The sequence below is a fragment of the Pontibacter ummariensis genome (genome assembly GCF_900188175.1).
Classification (GTDB): Bacteria; Bacteroidota; Bacteroidia; order Cytophagales; family Hymenobacteraceae; genus Pontibacter; species Pontibacter ummariensis.
Map to the genome: position 1 here is coordinate 1 of NZ_FZOQ01000002.1, position 19,071 is coordinate 19,071.

Genomic DNA, 19,071 nt, shown 5'->3' on the forward strand with positions numbered 1-19,071 from the left:
TGAACGCAGCACTAAATCAGCCGAGACCATGATTCAGATTACCATGATACATATCATGCTTAAGAAATTAGATAAATGAAATCAAAACAGCCTCTAAGAGCGGGTGCCTTTTTTCTCTCAGCGTTTTGTGTCTCAAGTTGCCAGGGGGTAAGGGGTCTTATCAGCTCTGCTGTTAGATGCTTTACTTCGTTTGGCACCTCAGCATAAAAAAATAAGAGCTGTTAACAAGACGCCTCAAGGGAAAACTGAACAAGGCTTTTCCTTCGGTCAGCAGAACCTTGACCTTCTCTAGCATCACTATCTACTGTGTTATTTCGAGATTTGCGAGAAATCCATCTGGAATTCTGTTTAGATATCTCCTTAAGACCAAGATAATAGAAGGCAGGTAGTGGGGCCTCAGAAACATAATAGTGTCATTTGGTCATTCGTAAATCAACAACCTTAGCAAATCCTTTAAAATCATACCACCTGTATATGGCACAGGATTTCAAGATGAACTTGTCCGCTAAAGCCTGTAATCCTAGCCCTTGCATGGCCTATCCTGTCTATCCCACTAATCCTGTAAATCCTGATTCTGACGAAGGAGAAAGGCCCTATTCAAAAGAAAGGCTTATTTTTGCCTCTGGGCATCATGGCATGTCGGACGAAACCTGAATAAGAACCTTTCTTGATGCAACACGCTTTACGTCGTTTTCTTCTCCTAACGCTGCTAACACTTTCCATAGGCCTTTTTCAGCCCCTACAGGCGCAGATCCTGAACATCGAGCGCTTTCGGCCGCCTAAGGACTCCATCAATTACCTGACGGGCAAGGCCGGACTAAGCTTCTCGATGTTTAACCGGAACGCCGGGAAGGACAACCCCAACAACTACCTGCAGCTTACCTTTAATGGAGACCTGGCCTACATCTCAGCCAGACACAGTTACCTGCTGTTGAACTATTATAACTACCTGCTCATAAATTATGATTCGGATGAACTGCGCAATGTGGTGGCCAGTACCGGGTATTCGCACTTCCGGGTAAACTTCTTCCGCAACCGCCGTTTGTCTTATGAGGCCTTCGTGCAGGCGCAAACCGATAAGGCACGGGGCCTGGAGCTGCGAACCTTAGTAGGGGGCGGACTGCGCTATGCCTTGCGGAAAGGGAAGGAGTCTACGATCTATGTGGGCACTGGCCTGATGCACGAGCACGAGGAGTGGGAACTGCCGGATAGGGAGGAAGTGATCGTCGTTTCGGACCTGCTCAAGTCCACGAACTACTTCAGCATGAAAACGAAGTTTAACGAGCACGTCAGTACCGAGGGCATTGTATATTACCAGGTAGGCTACGACCAGGACCTGGAGGAACTGCGCAACCGGGTAAGTGGCGACATCAGCCTGGTCGTGAAGCTAACAAACAAGTTCAGCCTTGTTACCAGTTTCAGCTGCATTTACGAAGATGAGCCCATCGTGCCTGTCACCAACTTCGTGTACACGATCTCCAATGGAGTGCAGGTGTCATTTTAATGTACAGCGGGAACCGAAGGATTGACACTAAGCTGAACAATCAGTTAGATTAGCGTGATGGCATCAGCGCGCAAAGGGGTGATCCTCTATAGAAGAGTCAAAGAAGGGGTGGAGCGCATTAAAAGCTACCATCCCAGCGACACAACGAAAACAGAAGCCTGGTTCCAACAGATGAATTAGCTACTACAGGAAAATCCCCTCCTGCGAGGGGTAGGGGTGGGTAGCATTTGCCCCAGCGCTTAAACCTTAAAGTGCTTTTAGCTGCTATAAGTTGTTAGTACCTAGTATTCTATTATCCTATGAAAGGAGTGTAAATGAAATATCTCATAAATTTTTGTTTGAATCGAAGGGAGGCTTGAAAATAATTTTAGTATATTCCCAACTTAGAATAAATGGATAGCTCTGATAGAGCTGAGTGTTAGGTTAGATTTATACATGCGAAACATAATGCGCCACACCCTTTCCGCATTGTGGGTTATGCTGGGAGTCCTGTTTTTCTCCTCCTGTGTGTCCCAAAAGAAAATCGTGCTCTTGCAGCAAGAACCGGCTTTGGGAAAGCATGCCAGTGCAGACGAGTTACTAAAGACCTATGAACTCAAGCAGCCTGTGTACCTCTTAAAGCCAGGCGATGTGCTTTCTTTAAAAGTGCAAAGCACGACCCCCTCCGAGTATGACTTCCTGAGCAAGGGAGGAGCTGGTAGTTCAGGCCCCATGCTGGATGGTTACACCCTGGACAGCGAGGGAAACATGCTGCTCCCTGTGGTGGGTAAAATTAGCCTGCATGGCCTTAGCCTGCCACAGGCCCGGTCTAAAGTAACCACCGCCTTACAGCCCTATTTAACGGAACCAACTGTAAATCTGCGCCTGCTCACCTTTCGCTTTACCATTTTAGGTGAAGTAGGCGGGCAGGGGCAATACACCACTTACCAGGATAACTTAAATGTACTGGAAGCCATCGCTATGGCGGGGGGCTTTAGTCCTTACTCAGATCGCGGACGCATCCGGCTTATCCGTTCTGAGAACGGGCAGGCCAAACTGTACACCATCAGTTTGTTGGAAGACAAGACGATGGCCACCCAGAACTTTTACCTGCAACCAAATGACATGCTGGTAGTGGATCCCCTGCCGGCTAAATTTGTGCGGGAGAACGTGATCGGGAATGTGGGCCTCACTGTAGGGCTAGTGTCCTCGGTCTTTTTCCTGATCAGCAGACTTACACAGTAACAACGAATTTACGCTTTCCCCTTTGGAGACACAGAAGAACATACAACAGGAGAATGGGCTGGACGTGCTGAAGCTGGCCAGGAAAGTTTTAAGCTACTGGTACCTGCTGGCTCTTTCTGTAGTTATTGCCCTTGCCCTTGCCTTCCTGGTTAACCGCTATACGGTGCCTTTGTATACCATGCAGTCTGCCGTAATGATCACCGAACCGGTCGAAGAGGGTGCTTCTGCCGCTGCTATCTTGTATGGGGCGGAGGTGTTCCAGGGAGCGAAAGGTCTGACCAATGAGACCATTGTCCTGAAAATGCCAGCCCTGGCGTTACAGACCTTGCAAAAGTTGGACTTCGGGGTGTCTTATTTCCAGGAGGGGAATATCAAACTGACCGAAGTGTACGGTGGTTTGTCTCCCTTTGTAGTAGAAGTAGATTCTGCGTCTGCGCATATCCCGTATGGGGTTCTGTTCAAGGTGAAATTCTCGGATCCGTTACACTACACCCTGGCATCTGAAAACCAGGGCTGGCAGCCCTTATTGACCAAGCGGCGCTTTAAAGCAGGGGAAGTGGCTGAGGTCAATGGTTTTGTCTTTACACTTCGCACGACTTCTTCAGAGCCCCAGGATGTGCCGAACGAACTGCTCTTCCAGGTGAACGACCTGAAGGCCTTAGCAAACCATTACGCTTGGGCTTTAGAAGTATCTCCTTATGGGGCCGGTGCCTCGGCCCTGACCTTAAAGCTAACCGGGCCTACCCCGCAAAAGGAGATGGACTTTCTCAATGCCCATATGGAGACTTACCGGCATAACAACCTGGCCATCAAAAATACGAATGCCGTTAACACGCTACGCTTTATTGACGAGCAGTTACAGCAGATCAGCGATTCCCTCTATTTTATTGAATCCCGGCTGGAGGAATTCAAAGAGCGGAATGCCTCCCTGGACCTCAGTGGAGAAGGAGGCAAAATCGCCGGGGAGATACAGGGCCTGGAACAGCAGAAGGCAGGTTTACTGGTGAATGAGAAGTACTACCAGTACCTGCGGAATTATTTAAAAAGGGGGAAAGAGGAAGAAGAGATCGTGGCGCCGGCCCATTTAGGCATCTCAGATCCAATCCTGAACGGGTTAACAGGCCAATTAGTGGAGTTGCAGGCAGCCATTTCCAAGTTGTCTAAAAGTCCAAACAAAGCCAACCCTTTGGTAAGGGAGGAACTTGCTGCAAAAAAACAACAGCTGAGCGAGTTAAAGGCCGTCATGCTGGAAAATTTAGCCAGTATCGAAAGCGCCAATAACATTGCCCTCCGCGACTTAAATGACCGCATTAACAGGGCATCTGTCTCCCTACGGAAGCTTCCGGCTGCTGAACGACAATTGATCAACATCCAGCGGCTTTATGGCCTGAGCGAGGGGCTGTATGTTTTTTTAATGGAGAAGCGTGCGGAAGCGGGTATTGCGAAGGCGGCGAACACATCTGACGTCACCATTTTGCATGAAGCTTATGTAGGAGGGCAGATCGCCCCGACCTCTTCTAAAAATTATTTCGTAGCCCTGCTCTTAGGCTTAGGTATCCCGGTAGGAGTCATTTTGCTCAGAGACCTTTTGAACAACAGGGTCAGCACCGCAGAGGATCTCAAAAAGTCTACGACCTTACCTTTACTGGGATTGGTCGGCCACAATTCCCGCAGCAACTCTTACCTGGGTGATCTAAGTCCTCGCTCTGCCCTGGCCGAAGCTTTCCGGACGGTGCGTTCTAATCTGCGCTTTATGACCAGTACAGGCACCGGAAGAGGGAAGATCTTTGTGATCACTTCTTCTATCAGTGGCGAAGGCAAAACCTTTTGTGCCAAAAACCTGGCCTACATCTTTGCCATCTCCGGGGAACGAACCCTGCTGGTTAATGCCGACATGCGCAAGCCCAACAACAATACCTCCTTTGGGATAAACAGCAATATTGGGCTAAGCAACTATTTAGCCGGGCATGCTGCCATGGAAGAAATTATTCACCCTTCCATACAGGAGCACTTGCACATTCTCCCAGCCGGCGAAATCCCCCCCAATCCTTCTGAGTTGCTATTGAGCAAACGACTGGATTACCTTATCGGGGAACTGAAACAGCGTTACGATTACGTCATTCTGGATACGCCCCCTATTGGTATTCTATCCGACGGATTGGAACTCATGCAGTTAGCAGACGCCAATATCTTTATGGTACGGGAGAATTATTCTTTAAAAAACTTCCTTGACAACATACAGCAGCAATACGTGGCCGGTAAGATCAAGAATATTGCGATCCTGTTCAATGATGTGAATCCGAAAGAATTGAACAAAGGCTATGGCTACGGCTATGGCTACGGCTACTATGCCGACGACCTCGAGCCCAAGCCCTGGTGGCGCAAGCTAACAGAGGTCTAAACGCTGCGCGCGATCAAGGACTTCTGGATAGTTAGACAAAGGATAAAAGAAGAAAGACAAAGGACAAAAAACATAGAGAGGGGCTAGGGAGGAGCTTACTCTCCTCCTTGGACTTAAAGAGGGCCCCTACCCCCAGGAGGGGTTAGGGGTGGTTTGATACATAAAGCTTCTGAAGTTTAAAAGAACAGGTTGTTTGAAAACCATTCAAAACTCATAATTAGAAGCACACATTAAACAATATATGAAGACAGCGCTGATAACAGGTATCACGGGCCAGGACGGGGCCTACCTGGCCGAGCTTTTGTTGGGCAAAGGCTACAAGGTGCACGGGGTGAAGCGGAGGAGCTCGATGTTCAACACCGACAGGGTGGACCACTTGTACCAAGACCCCCACGAGCAGAACGTCAACTTCAAGATGCACTTCGGGGATTTAACAGATTCTACTAACCTGATCCGTATCATCCAGGAGACCCAGCCCGACGAGATTTACAACCTGGCGGCCATGAGCCACGTGAAGGTGAGCTTCGACACGCCCGAGTACACGGCTAACGCCGATGGTCTTGGCACGCTTCGTATTCTGGAGGCGATCCGGATACTGGGCCTGACCGAGAAGACAAGGGTCTACCAGGCCTCTACCTCTGAGTTGTACGGCTTAGTACAGGCAGTGCCTCAGTCAGAGACCACTCCTTTCTACCCCCGCTCCCCTTACGCGGTGGCCAAGCTCTACGCTTACTGGATCACGGTCAACTACCGGGAGGCCTACGGCATGTTCGCCTGCAACGGCATCCTCTTCAACCACGAGTCCCCGCTCAGGGGCGAGACCTTCGTGACCAGGAAGATCACCAGGGCCGCTGCCCGTATCGCCATGGGCCTGCAGGAGTGCCTGTACTTGGGTAACCTGGAGGCAAGAAGGGATTGGGGGCACGCCAAGGACTACGTGGAGGCCATGTGGCGGATCCTGCAGCAGGACGAGCCGGAGGACTTCGTCATCGCCACTGGCGTTACCACTACTGTCCGAGACTTTGTGAAGATGTCTTTTGCTGAGGTGGGCATCGAGATAGAGTTCTGGGGAGAGGGCGTGGACGAGAAGGGCTATGTGGCTGCCTGCAACAACCCCGAATACCAGGTAGAGATAGGAAAAGGAGTGGTGTGCGTGGACCCGAGCTACTTCCGCCCGACAGAAGTGGAACTGCTGATAGGAGATGCCACCAAGTCCAAAACCAAGCTGGGATGGGAGCCTAAGTACGACCTGCCGGCACTGGTGAAAGACATGATGCAGGCAGACGTGAAGCTTTTCAAGCGCGACACTTACCTGCTCGATGGAGGGCACAGAATCCTTAACTACCACGAGTAAAACATAAAATTTAGTGATGCAATCTGTTTTATTAGAAGAGGAAAAGAAGGTTGAACTGATCGTTGAGCCCGAAGCAGAAGAAAAGTGGGATCTGGTAATTGAGCCCAAAAGCGGCCTTTTTGATCTTAGGCTTAAGGAGGTTTGGAATTATCGGGACCTATTGGTTCTTTTTGTGAAGCGGGACTTTAAGGCGCAGTATAAGCAAACAATCTTAGGCCCCCTTTGGCATTTTATTCAGCCTATTTTTACTACTGTTGTTTTCTTGGTTGTATTCAGTAATATTGCCAATATCCCGACAGATGGTATACCGCCCATACTTTTTTATTTAAGTGGTATAACTATCTGGAACTACTTTGCCAGCTGCCTGAACGGTACTTCGAATACTTTCGTAGCGAATGCTGGTATATTCGGGAAGGTTTACTTCCCCAGAATGATTTTACCCTTAGCCACTGTGCTTTCAAACCTGGTAAAGTTTAGTATCCAGTTTCTATTGTTATTAAGCCTTCTCATTTACTTCTCAATTCAGGGAGTTTCGATTAATATTGGTTGGAGTCTACTAGTATTACCTCTTCTTCTGGTAGTGTTGGCTGGTCTGGGGCTTGGGCTTGGCATTATTATTTCCTCCCTCACTACAAAATACAGGGATTTTAGTGTATTGATTGGCTTTGGAGTGCAGCTTTTAATGTATGCCACACCTGTGGTTTATCCGCTATCTTTTTTAGTCGAGAAAAGTTATCGTTGGTTTATAGTATGGAACCCTCTTACCCCACTTGTAGAAGCTTTCCGCTATGCTTTGTTCGGGCAGGGAACTGTTTCGGCTTCCTCTATCTTGTATAGTTTTGGATTTATGTTGGTAATTCTTCTAGTTGGGCTAATAATTTTCCATAAGGTAGAGCGATCTTTCATGGATACTGTATAGTATCATATATTAATAAATTTAAACTCATTACTACTTTTTCTTTTTATATAGGAATGTCAGAGTCAGTCATTAAAGTAGAAAACCTGTCGAAGCAATATAGGCTTGGCGAGGTAGGCACCGGCACTCTTGCCCATGATCTGAACCGTTGGTGGCATCGCATGAGAGGCAAAGAAGACCCTTATTTGCTTGTAGGTGAAGAGAATGACCGAGAGACTGTAGGTAATAGTGAGTATGTGTGGTCTCTTCGGGACATAAATTTTGAAGTAAAGCAAGGAGAGGTTTTAGGTATTATCGGCAAGAATGGGGCTGGCAAGTCAACATTGCTTAAAATTTTAAGTCGAACCACAACACCAACAAGTGGTTCTATAAAATTAAAAGGTAGGGTTGCCAGTCTTCTTGAAGTTGGTACCGGCTTTCATCCTGAATTGAGCGGAAGAGACAATATCTTCCTGAACGGCTCTATTCTTGGAATGTCTAAGTCTGAAATTAAATCAAAGTTTGATGAGATTGTTGACTTTGCTAAAGTAGATCGATATATAGACACTCCTGTCAAAAGGTATTCATCAGGAATGTATGTAAGACTTGCTTTTGCTGTGGCTGCCCACCTGGATCCTGAAATTCTTATTGTTGATGAGGTTTTGGCTGTTGGTGATGCTGAGTTTCAGCAGAAATGTCTTGGAAAGATGAGAGATGTAAGTATCAATGAAGGCAAAACCATCCTTTTTGTTAGCCATAGTATGGCAGCTGTAAGAAATCTCTGCAACAGGGTTATACATTTGAAGAATGGATCAATACAACAGAATGGAGATACAGCCGAAGTTGTTAACAGTTATCTTACTTCAAATAACACAATAAAGACAAGTTATGACTTATCTAAATCAAAGCGTAGATCCGGTTCTGGCGTAGTTCAGTTCTTAAGCATGGAGCTACGTAATGAAGACGGGGAAGTAGTAAATACTGTATTAACAGGAGATAATGTAACTTTGGTATTCAAACTGAGAGCTTCTGTAAGCAGAGCTACTAAAATTGACTTAGGGTTTTCATTTCATAATGCCTATGATGAAGTTCTGGCTGCTCTGTATAGTTCTTACCAAGACTATTATATTGAAATCTCTGACTCCGAGTATATAAATGTCTATTGCGTAATACCAGAATTCCCATTTTCTGCAGGTCAGTTGGTGGTGCGAGGACGAATAGAAGTTGCTGGTGAAGAGTCTGATTGGCCTTCAGAGCCCTTGGGAATAATAAATATTGAGACAGGTGATTTCTTTAGGACATCAAAGATTAACAATAAAATTACCACCCCATTTTTAATGAAAGGAATATGGGATTCAAGGAGTTACTAAAGAAGCTAATTATACGCAACCTTCCTAAATCGGTCATATCAGACATCAGGAAGCCACTGTTAGAAGAATTAGAGAAAGCAAAAGAGGAGGCTATAGAAAAGGACGCTTATGTTAATCTATCTTATTCTCAGGAGGGAGAGGATCTAATTTTAAACCGCTTAATGGAGCATAGGGTTAATGGGTTTTACATAGATATAGGCGCTCATCACCCTCTTAGATTCTCTAATACTTATAAGTTCTATTTACGGGGCTGGAGAGGTGTTAATATTGATGCACTTCCCGGAAGTATGGAGATGTTTAACGAGCGAAGACCCAGAGATATTAATATAGAAACTCCTATCTTAGACACTGAAACTGACAGTCTGACTTACTATATGTTCAACGAGTCTGCTCTTAATACACTAGATAAAAAAAATGCTGATAGAGTAATAAAGGAGTGTCCTCATTATGATATAGTTAATACGATAAGTTTAATGCCCAGAAGATTGGAGTCTATTCTAACGGAACTACATCTCGAGAATAAAAAAATTGATTTTATGAATGTTGATGTGGAGGGAGTAGACCTGGAAGTGCTACAATCGAATAATTGGGAATTGTACAGGCCACAGTATGTGCTAATAGAAAGTATAGCTACTAGTTTGCTAGATGATTTTAACTCCGGTATCTATAAATTTCTTGCTGGTAAGGGTTACAAACTAATATCTAAGACCGTTAATACACTTATTTTCGAATCAGAGAATGAGGAAGCTGCAGAATGACTTAAGTAGGGCCAATATATTTAAGTTTGATTGCATAGCTTAGATACTATTAAACAATATAAAGCCTTTATTTATGTTTGAAGAAAAAGGCAGTTATTTTAATACTCCAATTTTATTTCTGATTTTTAATAGACCAGAAACAACCAAAATAGTTTTTGATCAAATTCGGGCTGCCAGACCCTCAAGGCTTTATTTAGCTGCAGATGGCCCAAGAAAAGAAAAGAAGGGAGAAAGGTCTATCTGTGAAGAAACCAGGCGCAGTGTTCTAGATAATATTGATTGGGATTGTGAGGTTCGTACTCTGTTAAGGAACGAAAATTTGGGTTGTGGTGTAGCACCATCAACTGCTATAACATGGTTTTTCGAAAACGAAGAAGCAGGCATCATTTTGGAAGATGATTGCTTGCCTTCTCTTTCCTTTTTCAGATTTGCTGAATACTGTCTGCAGAAATATTGGCATAACCCACAAGTTATGCATATCGGGGGGAACAATTTTCTTGACAGAAAGTGGGGAGATAGCTCTTACTTTTATTCAGCATATAACCATATATGGGGCTGGGCAACATGGCGCCGGGCTTGGGAGCTGTATAATTTTAACTTGCAGTCTTTTAACAACAATGAAGTCAGGCAAGCTTTGAAACAGTACTTCCCCAGGAGTATTAGTAGAGGGTGGTATGATTTATACGTTTCTTTGTTAAAGAATAAGAACATTGATCAGGAGTATAAGTGGGACTTCTGGGATTACCAATGGACCTTTTGCATCTGGATGAATAAAGGGCTTTGCATTTACCCAAATGTTAATTTAGTTTCTAATATAGGCTTCGGGCCGAGTGCAACGCATACTTTCGATGTTACGCATAAATTCAATAACCTTCCTCATCATGAATTGGAAAGCATATCTTCCCCGCGAACTTTTAAGAGGAATAAAAAAGCCGATATCACATCATCAGAAAATGTGTTTGCTTTAAAGGCTAAGTCACATGTAAGTCTTAAGGTAAAAGAAATCTATGGTAAATTCTCCGCTTTCTGGAAAGGCATCAAGGCTAATAGGTAAAGTAGACCGGGAATGGCTTGTAAAGGCATATTCGGGGTCTTTTGGGATTGATGTTCTTCCATTATTACCGAATAATATTGACTTGGCTCTATATGAAGATATAGAATATAAGTACAGATTCTTTCATCCATTTCATGTTACGGGAGATGATAAGTTTTATCAAGGCCTGGAAAAGTTTGATTGGTACTATATGCCATGGAAGTGGGAACATGAGGTGTCTCTAAATTATATAAAAAATAACTTAAAAGTTCTGGAGGTAGGTTGTGGTTCCGGAGGATTCCTAAAAAAAGTTAGTAGTAAGGTAGGGAAGGATAATGTTGTTGGCCTTGAACTGAACTCTGATGCTGTTAGCAGGCTACAAGCAGAAGATTATCTGGTATATGATTCAGACATAACTAAATTTTCTAGTACTAACAAAGATGTGTTTGACCTGGTATGTTCTTTCCAGGTATTGGAACACATTGCAGATGTTAGAGGCTTTATAAATGCTAAAATTGATTGTTTAAAAAGAGGAGGGAAGCTAATTATTTCAGTACCAAATAACGATAGTACTCTCTTCCATATTAATTATGGAGGAGCTTTGAATTATCCGCCGCATCATCTGGGGATGTGGAACAAAGCGTCCCTAAAGGCACTTCAAGATTTATTCCCAATTAAATTAAAGAAGTTTTACTTTGAGCCGCTTCAGGAATATCATTGGGATTGGTATCTCTCTATCATTGATTACAAAGTAGATAATTCTTCTTTTAGTCGTTTCTTAAAAAAATATCCCCGTCTAAAAAGTAATCTCCACAGTCTATTGAGACTACTTAAACCAAGTATCAAAGGGCATAGTATAGTAGCTGTTTACGAAAAGCAATGAAGGTCTTGCACATATCAACTTATAAAACTGGCGGGGCCGGGATTGCTGCTTTCAGGCTTCATAAAGGCTTACAGGCTCTGGGAGTTGAATCAGAGTTTTTGTACCTGAACTCTGAGGCTGGTGAGATCATGAGAAAGGCAGCCCCAGCTCCACCACCGCCATTACCTCTTTATAGAAGAGTATGGTCAAAATATTTGAATAAGGTTTTGAGACCTTCCAATCAGAGTAAAGAAAGCTCAAAGAAGGAAGAGGTTATTGATGGCAACTTTGAGGCTTTCACTTCTCCTGTTTCTATTTATGATATAACCTTGCATCCTGCTTACCAGAGTGCGGACATCGTTAATTTACATTGGGTGTCTGATTTTTTAGATTACCCCACTTTTTTTGAAAGGAATAATAAGCCCCTTATTTGGACATTGCATGACATGAATCCTTTCCAGGGAGGGTTTCACTATCAAGGCGATGCACTATCAAATTCACATTTAGCAGATATGGATCTAAAGTATCTTGAAATCAAACAAGCAGCTCTATCTTCAGCTAAGAATATTCATATAGTTGCTTTATCTAAATGGATTCTTGAGATATCATCAAAGAGTACAGTATTTAGGAGCTTTTCGCATTCTTTGATTCCAAACGGTATCGACCCATATCTTTTCAAACCTCTGGACAAGGCCTTTTCGAGGCAAGTGCTGGGGCTGCCGAAGGACAAAAAGATAGTTTTATTTATTAGTGAAAAATTAAGCGTCTATAGAAAAGGGTTTGACCTTTTACTGAAGATGGTGGATAGTTTCAAGGGGCACAAGAATCTGGTGTTTTGTGCTGTAGGCACATATAATTCTGAACAGCAAAATAATGTTGTGTACCTGAATGCCATTCAGGATGAACGCTTGATACCTATTGTTTACTCAGCGTGCGATGTTTTTGTAGTACCTAGCCGGGAAGACAATTTACCCAATGTAATGCTAGAAGCATTAGCCTGTGGAACTCCCGTAGTGGCAACTCCTGTTGGCGGTATTCCTGATGCAATCATTCAGGACTACAATGGTATTCTTGCAAAAGATACCTCTCCGGAGTCGTTATCCGAAGCACTTCAATTGTTCTTTGATAGGCAGGGCTCATGGTCTGAAGAAAAGATAAGGGAGGATTTTTTAAGCAAGTATGCTGCAGATAAACAGGCTTTAGCTTACTTGGATTTGTATCAAGAGAGTTTAACTTCCGCAAAGGATTTACCGGCAAAACATAAAAGCGCCTTGGTTTGAAATTAAGCATCCTAACTATCTGCTATAATTCAGAAGCCTACATTGAGAGGGCCATAGAATCTGTGCTACAGCAAAATTACTCGGACTGGGAGCATATAGTTGTTGATGGTGGAAGTACTGATGGGACTGTAGAAATACTGAAGAAGTACAGTCACGTGAAATGGATTTCTGAGCCCGACCAGGGGCAGTCTGATGCTATGAATAAGGCTTTTGCTTTGGCCACCGGTGATATAATTGGCTACCTTAATTCAGACGATTTTTATAGCATAAATGCGTTTAGTGAAGTAATTAAATTATTCTCTTGCCTTGAGTCACCTGATGTAGTATGTGGGAAGCTTAGAATTCTTTTAGGTGACAGGGAAGCATTCAGGGAGCCAATAGATGATTATAAGTCTGTTTCTCATTTCTGGCTGCATAAATTCCCTGCTAACCCCGTCAGCTACTTCTATAAAAGAAAGCTCCAATTAAAAGCCGGAGAGTTTCCCATTGATAATCACCAGACCATGGATTATTGGTTCTTGTTAAGAGCCTTTAGGGGTGCCAAACTTATGAAGACCGAGACTGAGCTTGGTGTGTTTGACCTGCATGCTGATACAAAGACATATAAGAGAATGGCTCAGGAAAGCTTAAATGATGACCTCCTCCGGGAATACCTGAACTTTTCCAGGGAGCTACCTCTACCTGACAGGTTAGCTTACCTTTATCCATGGTATCGGCTAAAGTTTGACATTAACTTTAGAGACTATTTTCAGAAGTATAAATCAAGAGCTGGAAGGCTGATTTAAGATAAGATCCTCCATGTCAGTTAAAGCTACCATATCAGTTATAATCCCTTGTTATAATTCAGGTGAATTTTTACCTGATGCAGTAAAAAGCGTGCACCAGCAAAATAGCGCTTACCCTTATGATATAATTATAGTGGATGATGGCTCTACTGATATTGATACAAAAGACCTTTTAGAGCAATACAAGGCACAGAATATCACTGTTATTCACCAGGAAAATAAAGGTCCTGCAGCAGCAAGAAACACAGGCGTAAGAGCATCTCAGACTGAATTCCTCTTGTTTCTTGATTGTGATAACAAAATACGACCTGACTATATTAGTAAGGCACTAATGGTTATGAAGTATAATAGAGAAGTTGGAGTGGTGTATGGAGCACCAAGCTTCTTTGGCGATTCTACGGAAGCACGCTTTACCCCTGGAGACTTTAATCTATTTACCATACACAAAGGCAATAACATCGATATGTGTGCTGTGGTGAGAAGAGCTGCCTGGGATAGTGTAGGTGGTTTTGATGAAAACAGGTTACTAATAGGCCACGAGGACTGGGACTTCTGGATAATGCTAGGAGCAAAAGGCTGGAAATTTCATTTTATAGAGGAGGTATTATATGATTATAGAATCAGGCAAAATTCTGTAATTGTTAACGCAAACGAAGGAAATAAAGTGGAAAGAGTATTAGATTATTTCCATATTAAACACAGGGAACTACTCCTTAGGAATTATGATTTGCTTTACAACAAAAAGCTTTTTTACGAGAAGGAGCATAAGAATCCTTTCCGTCTTTTCGTGAAGTATTGTTATCATAAGTACTTGGTTAAACTACTTAGGTTTAATATTGGGAGGTAATTTCAAAAGAATCTAATTGACCCCTTTTAGACTGTCTATTTTAAAGTCTTTTAGGTATATTAAAAGCTACTGCTGACTTATATTTGAGTTTGTAGAAAAAGGTAAGGTGTCATGAGAAAGGCTATTGTAACTGTTCCATTAACAGCATAAACCATAGTTCCATTACAATAGGTTAACTTGTTGATTATTGAATTTATTCTTATTATATGGTAAGTACTCACTATAATAACTTTGGTTTTTTAAGACTTTTGTTTGCTTTATTTGTAATTATAACCCACTCTTATACGTTAACAGGAGTTTTCTACAATGATGGTTTATACCAATTCACAGGAAGCCAAATTACATTTTCAAGGGTTGGGCTATGTGGTTTTTTTACTATAAGTGGCTACTTGATTTTTGAAAGTCTAAATAGAAGTATTAGTATTTTTGATTATTTCAGGAAAAGAATATTAAGAATTTATCCAGCCCTGATTGTTGTATTAATCTTAACAGCTATAGGCTTTTCTTTGCTTTCAAAAAAATATAGTGTTATCGGTTATTTTACTCTAACATCTGAACCTTATACTTATATATTAAAGAATCTAATGCCTTGTACCCCATTTCAAGGTTCAATTTTAGATACGATAAAAGGAAATCCATACCCTCATTATATAAATGGATCAATTTGGACTATAAGATATGAGTTTCTGTTTTACATTGCGCTCAGTTCACTCTTCTTCATCAAGAAGAGAATAGTACTCATACAGGCTATTTTAATCTCTATTTTTTTACTTCTTTATTTTCTGAAGTGGCATGTAAGTGAATATTTTCAAAATAATATACTTAGCTTTTTCGGCATTGAACCTTTTATTATAAAGCTTGCGAGCCAACAGAGCGATTATGGACAGACAGGTTTTAGACCAGCTGCTCTTATCGATTTTGGGTTATTCTTTACTGCCGGAGCTTTGTTGTCAGCTTTTAACTTAAATACCTTAAGATTTAAGGGTATAATAGGATGGATAGCATTTATAATAGCAATTACATTCATCATCTTCAAAAGCTATTCGCTTATTGAGGCCTTAGTATTTCCGGTTGTTATTTTAACTGCAGGTTTAGGTAACACGAAATGGATAGGTGGGCTCAACTATAAAATTGGAGATCTTTCTTATGGAGTTTATATCTATGGATTTGTTATACAGCAAGTCCTTTTGCGGTACTTTGAACTAAATCATCTAACTCTAACTTGGGTTACGATGCCCCTAGCATTATTTGCAGGCTTTTTATCTTGGAATCTTATAGAGAAACGTGCTATGAAACTAAAAGTAAGAAGACAGAATTCAACTAGTATTCCACTACCTGCATAGTAGATAATTACTTATTTTATCATTCTCATAACTTCATCTCCTTATATTACCTGTGTCTACAAGCATCGCTTTTACTATTTGTTCTATTAATTACCTTTCCCAAGCTATTACTCTGGGTAATTCTTTAAAAAGCTCTAATCCGGAGGTAGCATTTAGAATATACTTGGTAGATAAGCTACAAGGAAGAGAGGATGTTAAGAAAAGGGTTCCTTTCACGACGGTAGAAATAGAAAACGTTCCTGTTACTGATTTCAGTGGCATGATTTTTCGCTACAACATAGTAGAATTAAACACAGCTGTAAAGCCTTTTATAATTGATTATATATTCAAAACAGAAGAAGGTGTAAAGAATATCATCTATTTTGATCCAGACATCATGGTATTGGGAAGTTTGGAAGAATTATTTATAAACCTAGAATCTCATACAGTAGTTTTAACTCCCCATATATTGAACCCTAGTGAAGATCATCCTTATGGGCAACTTGAGAGGAGTTTTTTGATAGGAGGTACTTTTAATTTAGGATTTATTGGTATTTCTAAAAAAGACGAGTCCTTTAGATTCTTAAAGTGGTGGCAAGAACGACTGGTGCATCAGTGTTATGGGAATAATGATATGCATCTTTTTTACGATCAGAAATGGTTAAACTTAGCCATCATATTTTTCCAAAAAATCTTAATTGAAATGAGCCCTGGTTATAATATGGCTGGCTGGAATTTGCATGAGAGAGTAATCACGGAAAAATCAGGTAATAAGTACATCATCAATCACAAGTATGAGTTAATTTTTTATCATTTTAGTGGTGTAAAACCGCAGTCGGATGATGTGTCTACGTACTCAAAATATTCTTTTGAGGAAAGGCCTGATCTTAAAGATATTATTGATCTTTATCGGAGAAGTTTAATTGAAAATCAAAATGATTTCTATTCTTCTTATAAATGCTATTACTCACAGTTTTATAAAGGACCCACCATATATTATCCACGCTACCATTGGATTACCCTTTATAGAAGAACACGAGTTAATTTAGGCAAGATTAAGAAGATGTTATCGAAAAGATAAAATTATTTTAAAAGGTCTTTATGCTTAACACCCCAGTACTGTTTCTAGTATTTAATCGGCCTGATCAAACTCGCAAAGTATTTAAAAAAATACGTGAAGCTAAGCCAAAGAAATTGTTTGTAGCTGCAGATGGCCCTCGTTCAGCAAAGGATGGTGAAAATGAAAAGTGTGAACTTGTTCGTAAAATTGCGACAGATGTTGATTGGGACTGTGAGCTTTATACTTTATTTAGAAAAGAGAATCTCGGATGCGGGCTAGCTGTTTCTAGTGCTATCACTTGGTTTTTCGACAATGTTGAACAAGGAATTATTCTGGAAGATGATACCATGCCTAATATTAGTTTCTTTCATTTTTGCGAGAATATGCTGCAGATGTACAAAAGTGACGATGGTATTATGCATATTAGTGGAAATAATTTTCAGTTTGGCAAAAGAGTTGGTGATGGGGCCTATTATTTTTCAAAATTTGCCCACGTTTGGGGTTGGGCTACATGGAAAAGAGCTTGGAATAAATATAATTATGATATAGCTTCTTGGTCACCCGTCAAGATCGATATTGCTTTTTTAGCTTTAAAAGAAGATCTTCAGAGAAATTATTGGAAGTCTATTTTTAGTAGTATAGAAGAAGGTATTATCGACACATGGGACTATCAATGGCAATTGTCAATCTGGTACTATAAAGGGAAATGTATTATTCCAAATAAAAACCTAATTCAAAATATTGGATTTGGGGAGGGAGCCACGCATACTGTTGCACGCAGTAAAATACTAGAATCAATGAGGCCTAAAAGATTAAGCAACTTTATTGAGCCATTGTCTATTGATATTAATGATAAAGCAGATACTGATTATTTTAATTATATCTTTTTATCAAGACCACCTTTAGATCGAAAAAGCAAAATAACTAGTATCTTAAGGAGAATTAAGGTAATTCTTTCTTTGAGAAATGGTGCATGATGAGTGTCTGCTTATCTTTTATTAAATCTTGTTGCCAAGCTTCTATTTGTTATAAAATTATTTAAAGTCGAAGCTGTCTTTGAAAAATGATTGATGATGGAAGTTTTACATATTACTACTTTTGATTCAGGTGGTGCTGGAGGGGCTGCATCAAGGCTTCATTCAAGCCTGCTTAAGTTAGGAGTAAGTTCAAAGTTGCTTTGTTTAAAACAGACTAATAATAGAGTAGAGGATGTTTATAAATTTCCTTCACAAGAAAGAATTTATCCATCTATATTTAAAAGGCTTTTAAGAAAGCTTAACATAGGATATAGCTATAATGAAAGGTTGTTACTAAACCTTAGTAAGGTTAAAGAAAGCTATGAACTTTTTACGTCTCCTCTATCTGATCATCAGATTCACTTGCATAGATTAGTTCAGCAGGCAGATGTCATACATTTACATTGGGTTGCAAACTTTGTAGATTACCCAAGCTTTTTTAAAAATATTAATAAGCCAATAATATGGACACTGCATGATTTTAATCCTGATCAAGGTGGGTTCCATTTGCAGTCTGATACATTAGGGATCGAATGCCAAATTTTGAAAAGATATGAAGATGAGTTTATAAAAATAAAAAGAGACGCTATTTTTAACAGCGATGTAACCTTTGTTTCCCCATCAAACTGGTTTCATAAGCGTTTAAAACATAATGTAATAAGCAAAGTGAAGAAGGAAGTGATTTATCACGGAGTTGATGAACAAGTATATCACTCTTATGATAAGCTTTTTTCTAGAAGAGTTTTAAACCTAGATTATGATGAAAAAGTTTTCATTTGCATTGCATCAAATCTAAACCGAAAAGCTAAAGGATTTGATCTGTTAATTTCTTCTCTTGATAATTTAGCTAAAGATTGTAAATTCAGGCTTTTGGCAGTTGGAACTGAGAGTAACATAACGAGACCATACATAACCTATTTAGGTAATATAGATAATGAAAGCTTTCTTACACTAACTTATTCGGCTGCTGATGCATTCTTGAGTTTTAGTAATGAGGAATCTTTTGGTTTATGCGCTGCTGAAGCGCTCCTGTGTGGTTTGCCTGTTGTTTCTACCCCTGTTGGTATAATGGAAGATGTTGTGATAGATGGTTTCAATGGATTTCTATCACAAAGCTTTGAGGTAGATGAATTTTATTGTACTCTTAAAAGGTTTCTACTCTCGGAACAATGTTTTTCAAATACTAAGATCAGAGAGTCAGCTATTGTACACTTTTCCCTAATGAACCAAACAAGAAAATACCTTAATTTATATAAAAGTGTTCTTAAAAGTGCAATTTGATTGTATAGCTTAATTAGGCTATAGCTGATGATTCAGAAAATGATAAACTTTTACCAATTGGAGCTCTAAGATTAGCTCA

The 19,071-nt window shown here is 40.9% G+C and carries 17 protein-coding genes; all 17 read left to right on the forward strand.

Going from position 1 to position 19,071, the window contains the following annotated elements; genetic code table 11:
• Positions 1 to 670 precede the first annotated feature (670 nt).
• The 17 genes from CHB92_RS02005 (at position 671) to CHB92_RS02080 (ending at position 18,992) form a co-directional block, all read left to right on the forward strand.
• A complete protein-coding gene (locus CHB92_RS02005; RefSeq protein ID WP_089317504.1) occupies positions 671 to 1,504 on the forward strand; it encodes a DUF481 domain-containing protein in 834 nt (277 codons plus the stop codon).
• A gap of 57 nt (positions 1,505 to 1,561) precedes the next feature.
• Positions 1,562 to 1,684 (forward strand): hypothetical protein, encoded by a 123-nt coding sequence (locus CHB92_RS26280; RefSeq protein ID WP_262502911.1) that lies wholly within the window; start codon positions 1,562 to 1,564, stop codon positions 1,682 to 1,684.
• Between the two features lie 255 nt (positions 1,685 to 1,939).
• On the forward strand, positions 1,940 to 2,728 hold the full coding sequence (locus CHB92_RS02010) for a polysaccharide biosynthesis/export family protein (RefSeq protein WP_089317505.1): 789 nt from the start codon (positions 1,940 to 1,942) through the stop codon (positions 2,726 to 2,728).
• A 22-nt stretch (positions 2,729 to 2,750) separates the two neighbouring features.
• Positions 2,751 to 5,129, forward strand: coding sequence for a GumC family protein (locus CHB92_RS02015; protein WP_089317506.1), 2,379 nt, complete (start codon positions 2,751 to 2,753; stop codon positions 5,127 to 5,129).
• Between the two features lie 241 nt (positions 5,130 to 5,370).
• Complete coding sequence (gmd, locus tag CHB92_RS02020) at positions 5,371 to 6,483, forward strand: GDP-mannose 4,6-dehydratase (protein ID WP_089317507.1); 1,113 nt, start codon at positions 5,371 to 5,373, stop codon at positions 6,481 to 6,483.
• 16 nt (positions 6,484 to 6,499) lie between these two features.
• Complete coding sequence (locus tag CHB92_RS02025) at positions 6,500 to 7,402, forward strand: ABC transporter permease (protein WP_089317508.1); 903 nt, start codon at positions 6,500 to 6,502, stop codon at positions 7,400 to 7,402.
• Positions 7,403 to 7,455: 53 nt separating this feature from the next.
• Positions 7,456 to 8,748 (forward strand): ABC transporter ATP-binding protein, encoded by a 1,293-nt coding sequence (locus CHB92_RS02030; protein ID WP_089317509.1) that lies wholly within the window; start codon positions 7,456 to 7,458, stop codon positions 8,746 to 8,748.
• Positions 8,727 to 9,506, forward strand: coding sequence for an FkbM family methyltransferase (locus CHB92_RS02035; protein ID WP_089317510.1), 780 nt, complete (start codon positions 8,727 to 8,729; stop codon positions 9,504 to 9,506). The genes CHB92_RS02030 and CHB92_RS02035 overlap by 22 nt, the downstream gene beginning before the upstream one ends.
• A gap of 73 nt (positions 9,507 to 9,579) precedes the next feature.
• Entirely contained in the window at positions 9,580 to 10,560 is a 981-nt protein-coding gene (locus tag CHB92_RS02040; RefSeq protein ID WP_089317511.1) for a hypothetical protein, read from the forward strand.
• The gene (locus CHB92_RS02045) at positions 10,514 to 11,422 is read left to right on the forward strand and encodes a class I SAM-dependent methyltransferase (RefSeq protein ID WP_089317512.1); all 909 of its coding nucleotides are present in this window, start codon (positions 10,514 to 10,516) and stop codon (positions 11,420 to 11,422) included. The genes CHB92_RS02040 and CHB92_RS02045 overlap by 47 nt, the downstream gene beginning before the upstream one ends.
• The gene (locus tag CHB92_RS02050) at positions 11,419 to 12,681 is read left to right on the forward strand and encodes a glycosyltransferase (RefSeq protein ID WP_089317513.1); all 1,263 of its coding nucleotides are present in this window, start codon (positions 11,419 to 11,421) and stop codon (positions 12,679 to 12,681) included. Before CHB92_RS02045 ends, CHB92_RS02050 begins: the two co-directional genes overlap by 4 nt.
• The gene (locus CHB92_RS02055) at positions 12,678 to 13,466 is read left to right on the forward strand and encodes a glycosyltransferase family 2 protein (RefSeq protein ID WP_089317514.1); all 789 of its coding nucleotides are present in this window, start codon (positions 12,678 to 12,680) and stop codon (positions 13,464 to 13,466) included. The genes CHB92_RS02050 and CHB92_RS02055 overlap by 4 nt, the downstream gene beginning before the upstream one ends.
• A 13-nt stretch (positions 13,467 to 13,479) precedes the next feature.
• Positions 13,480 to 14,313 carry a glycosyltransferase family 2 protein gene (locus tag CHB92_RS02060; protein ID WP_089317515.1) on the forward strand — a complete coding sequence of 278 codons (834 nt, stop codon included), beginning with the start codon at positions 13,480 to 13,482 and terminating at the stop codon, positions 14,311 to 14,313.
• A gap of 206 nt (positions 14,314 to 14,519) precedes the next feature.
• Positions 14,520 to 15,656, forward strand: a complete 1,137-nt coding sequence (locus CHB92_RS02065) for an acyltransferase family protein (RefSeq protein ID WP_089317516.1) — start codon at positions 14,520 to 14,522, stop codon at positions 15,654 to 15,656.
• 52 nt (positions 15,657 to 15,708) lie between these two features.
• Entirely contained in the window at positions 15,709 to 16,716 is a 1,008-nt protein-coding gene (locus CHB92_RS02070) for a glycosyltransferase (RefSeq protein ID WP_179222932.1), read from the forward strand.
• Between the two features lie 20 nt (positions 16,717 to 16,736).
• A complete protein-coding gene (locus CHB92_RS02075; RefSeq protein ID WP_089317518.1) occupies positions 16,737 to 17,672 on the forward strand; it encodes a hypothetical protein in 936 nt (311 codons plus the stop codon).
• Positions 17,673 to 17,765: 93 nt separating this feature from the next.
• Positions 17,766 to 18,992, forward strand: a complete 1,227-nt coding sequence (locus CHB92_RS02080) for a glycosyltransferase (protein WP_089317519.1) — start codon at positions 17,766 to 17,768, stop codon at positions 18,990 to 18,992.
• The last annotated feature ends 79 nt before the right edge of the window (positions 18,993 to 19,071 follow it).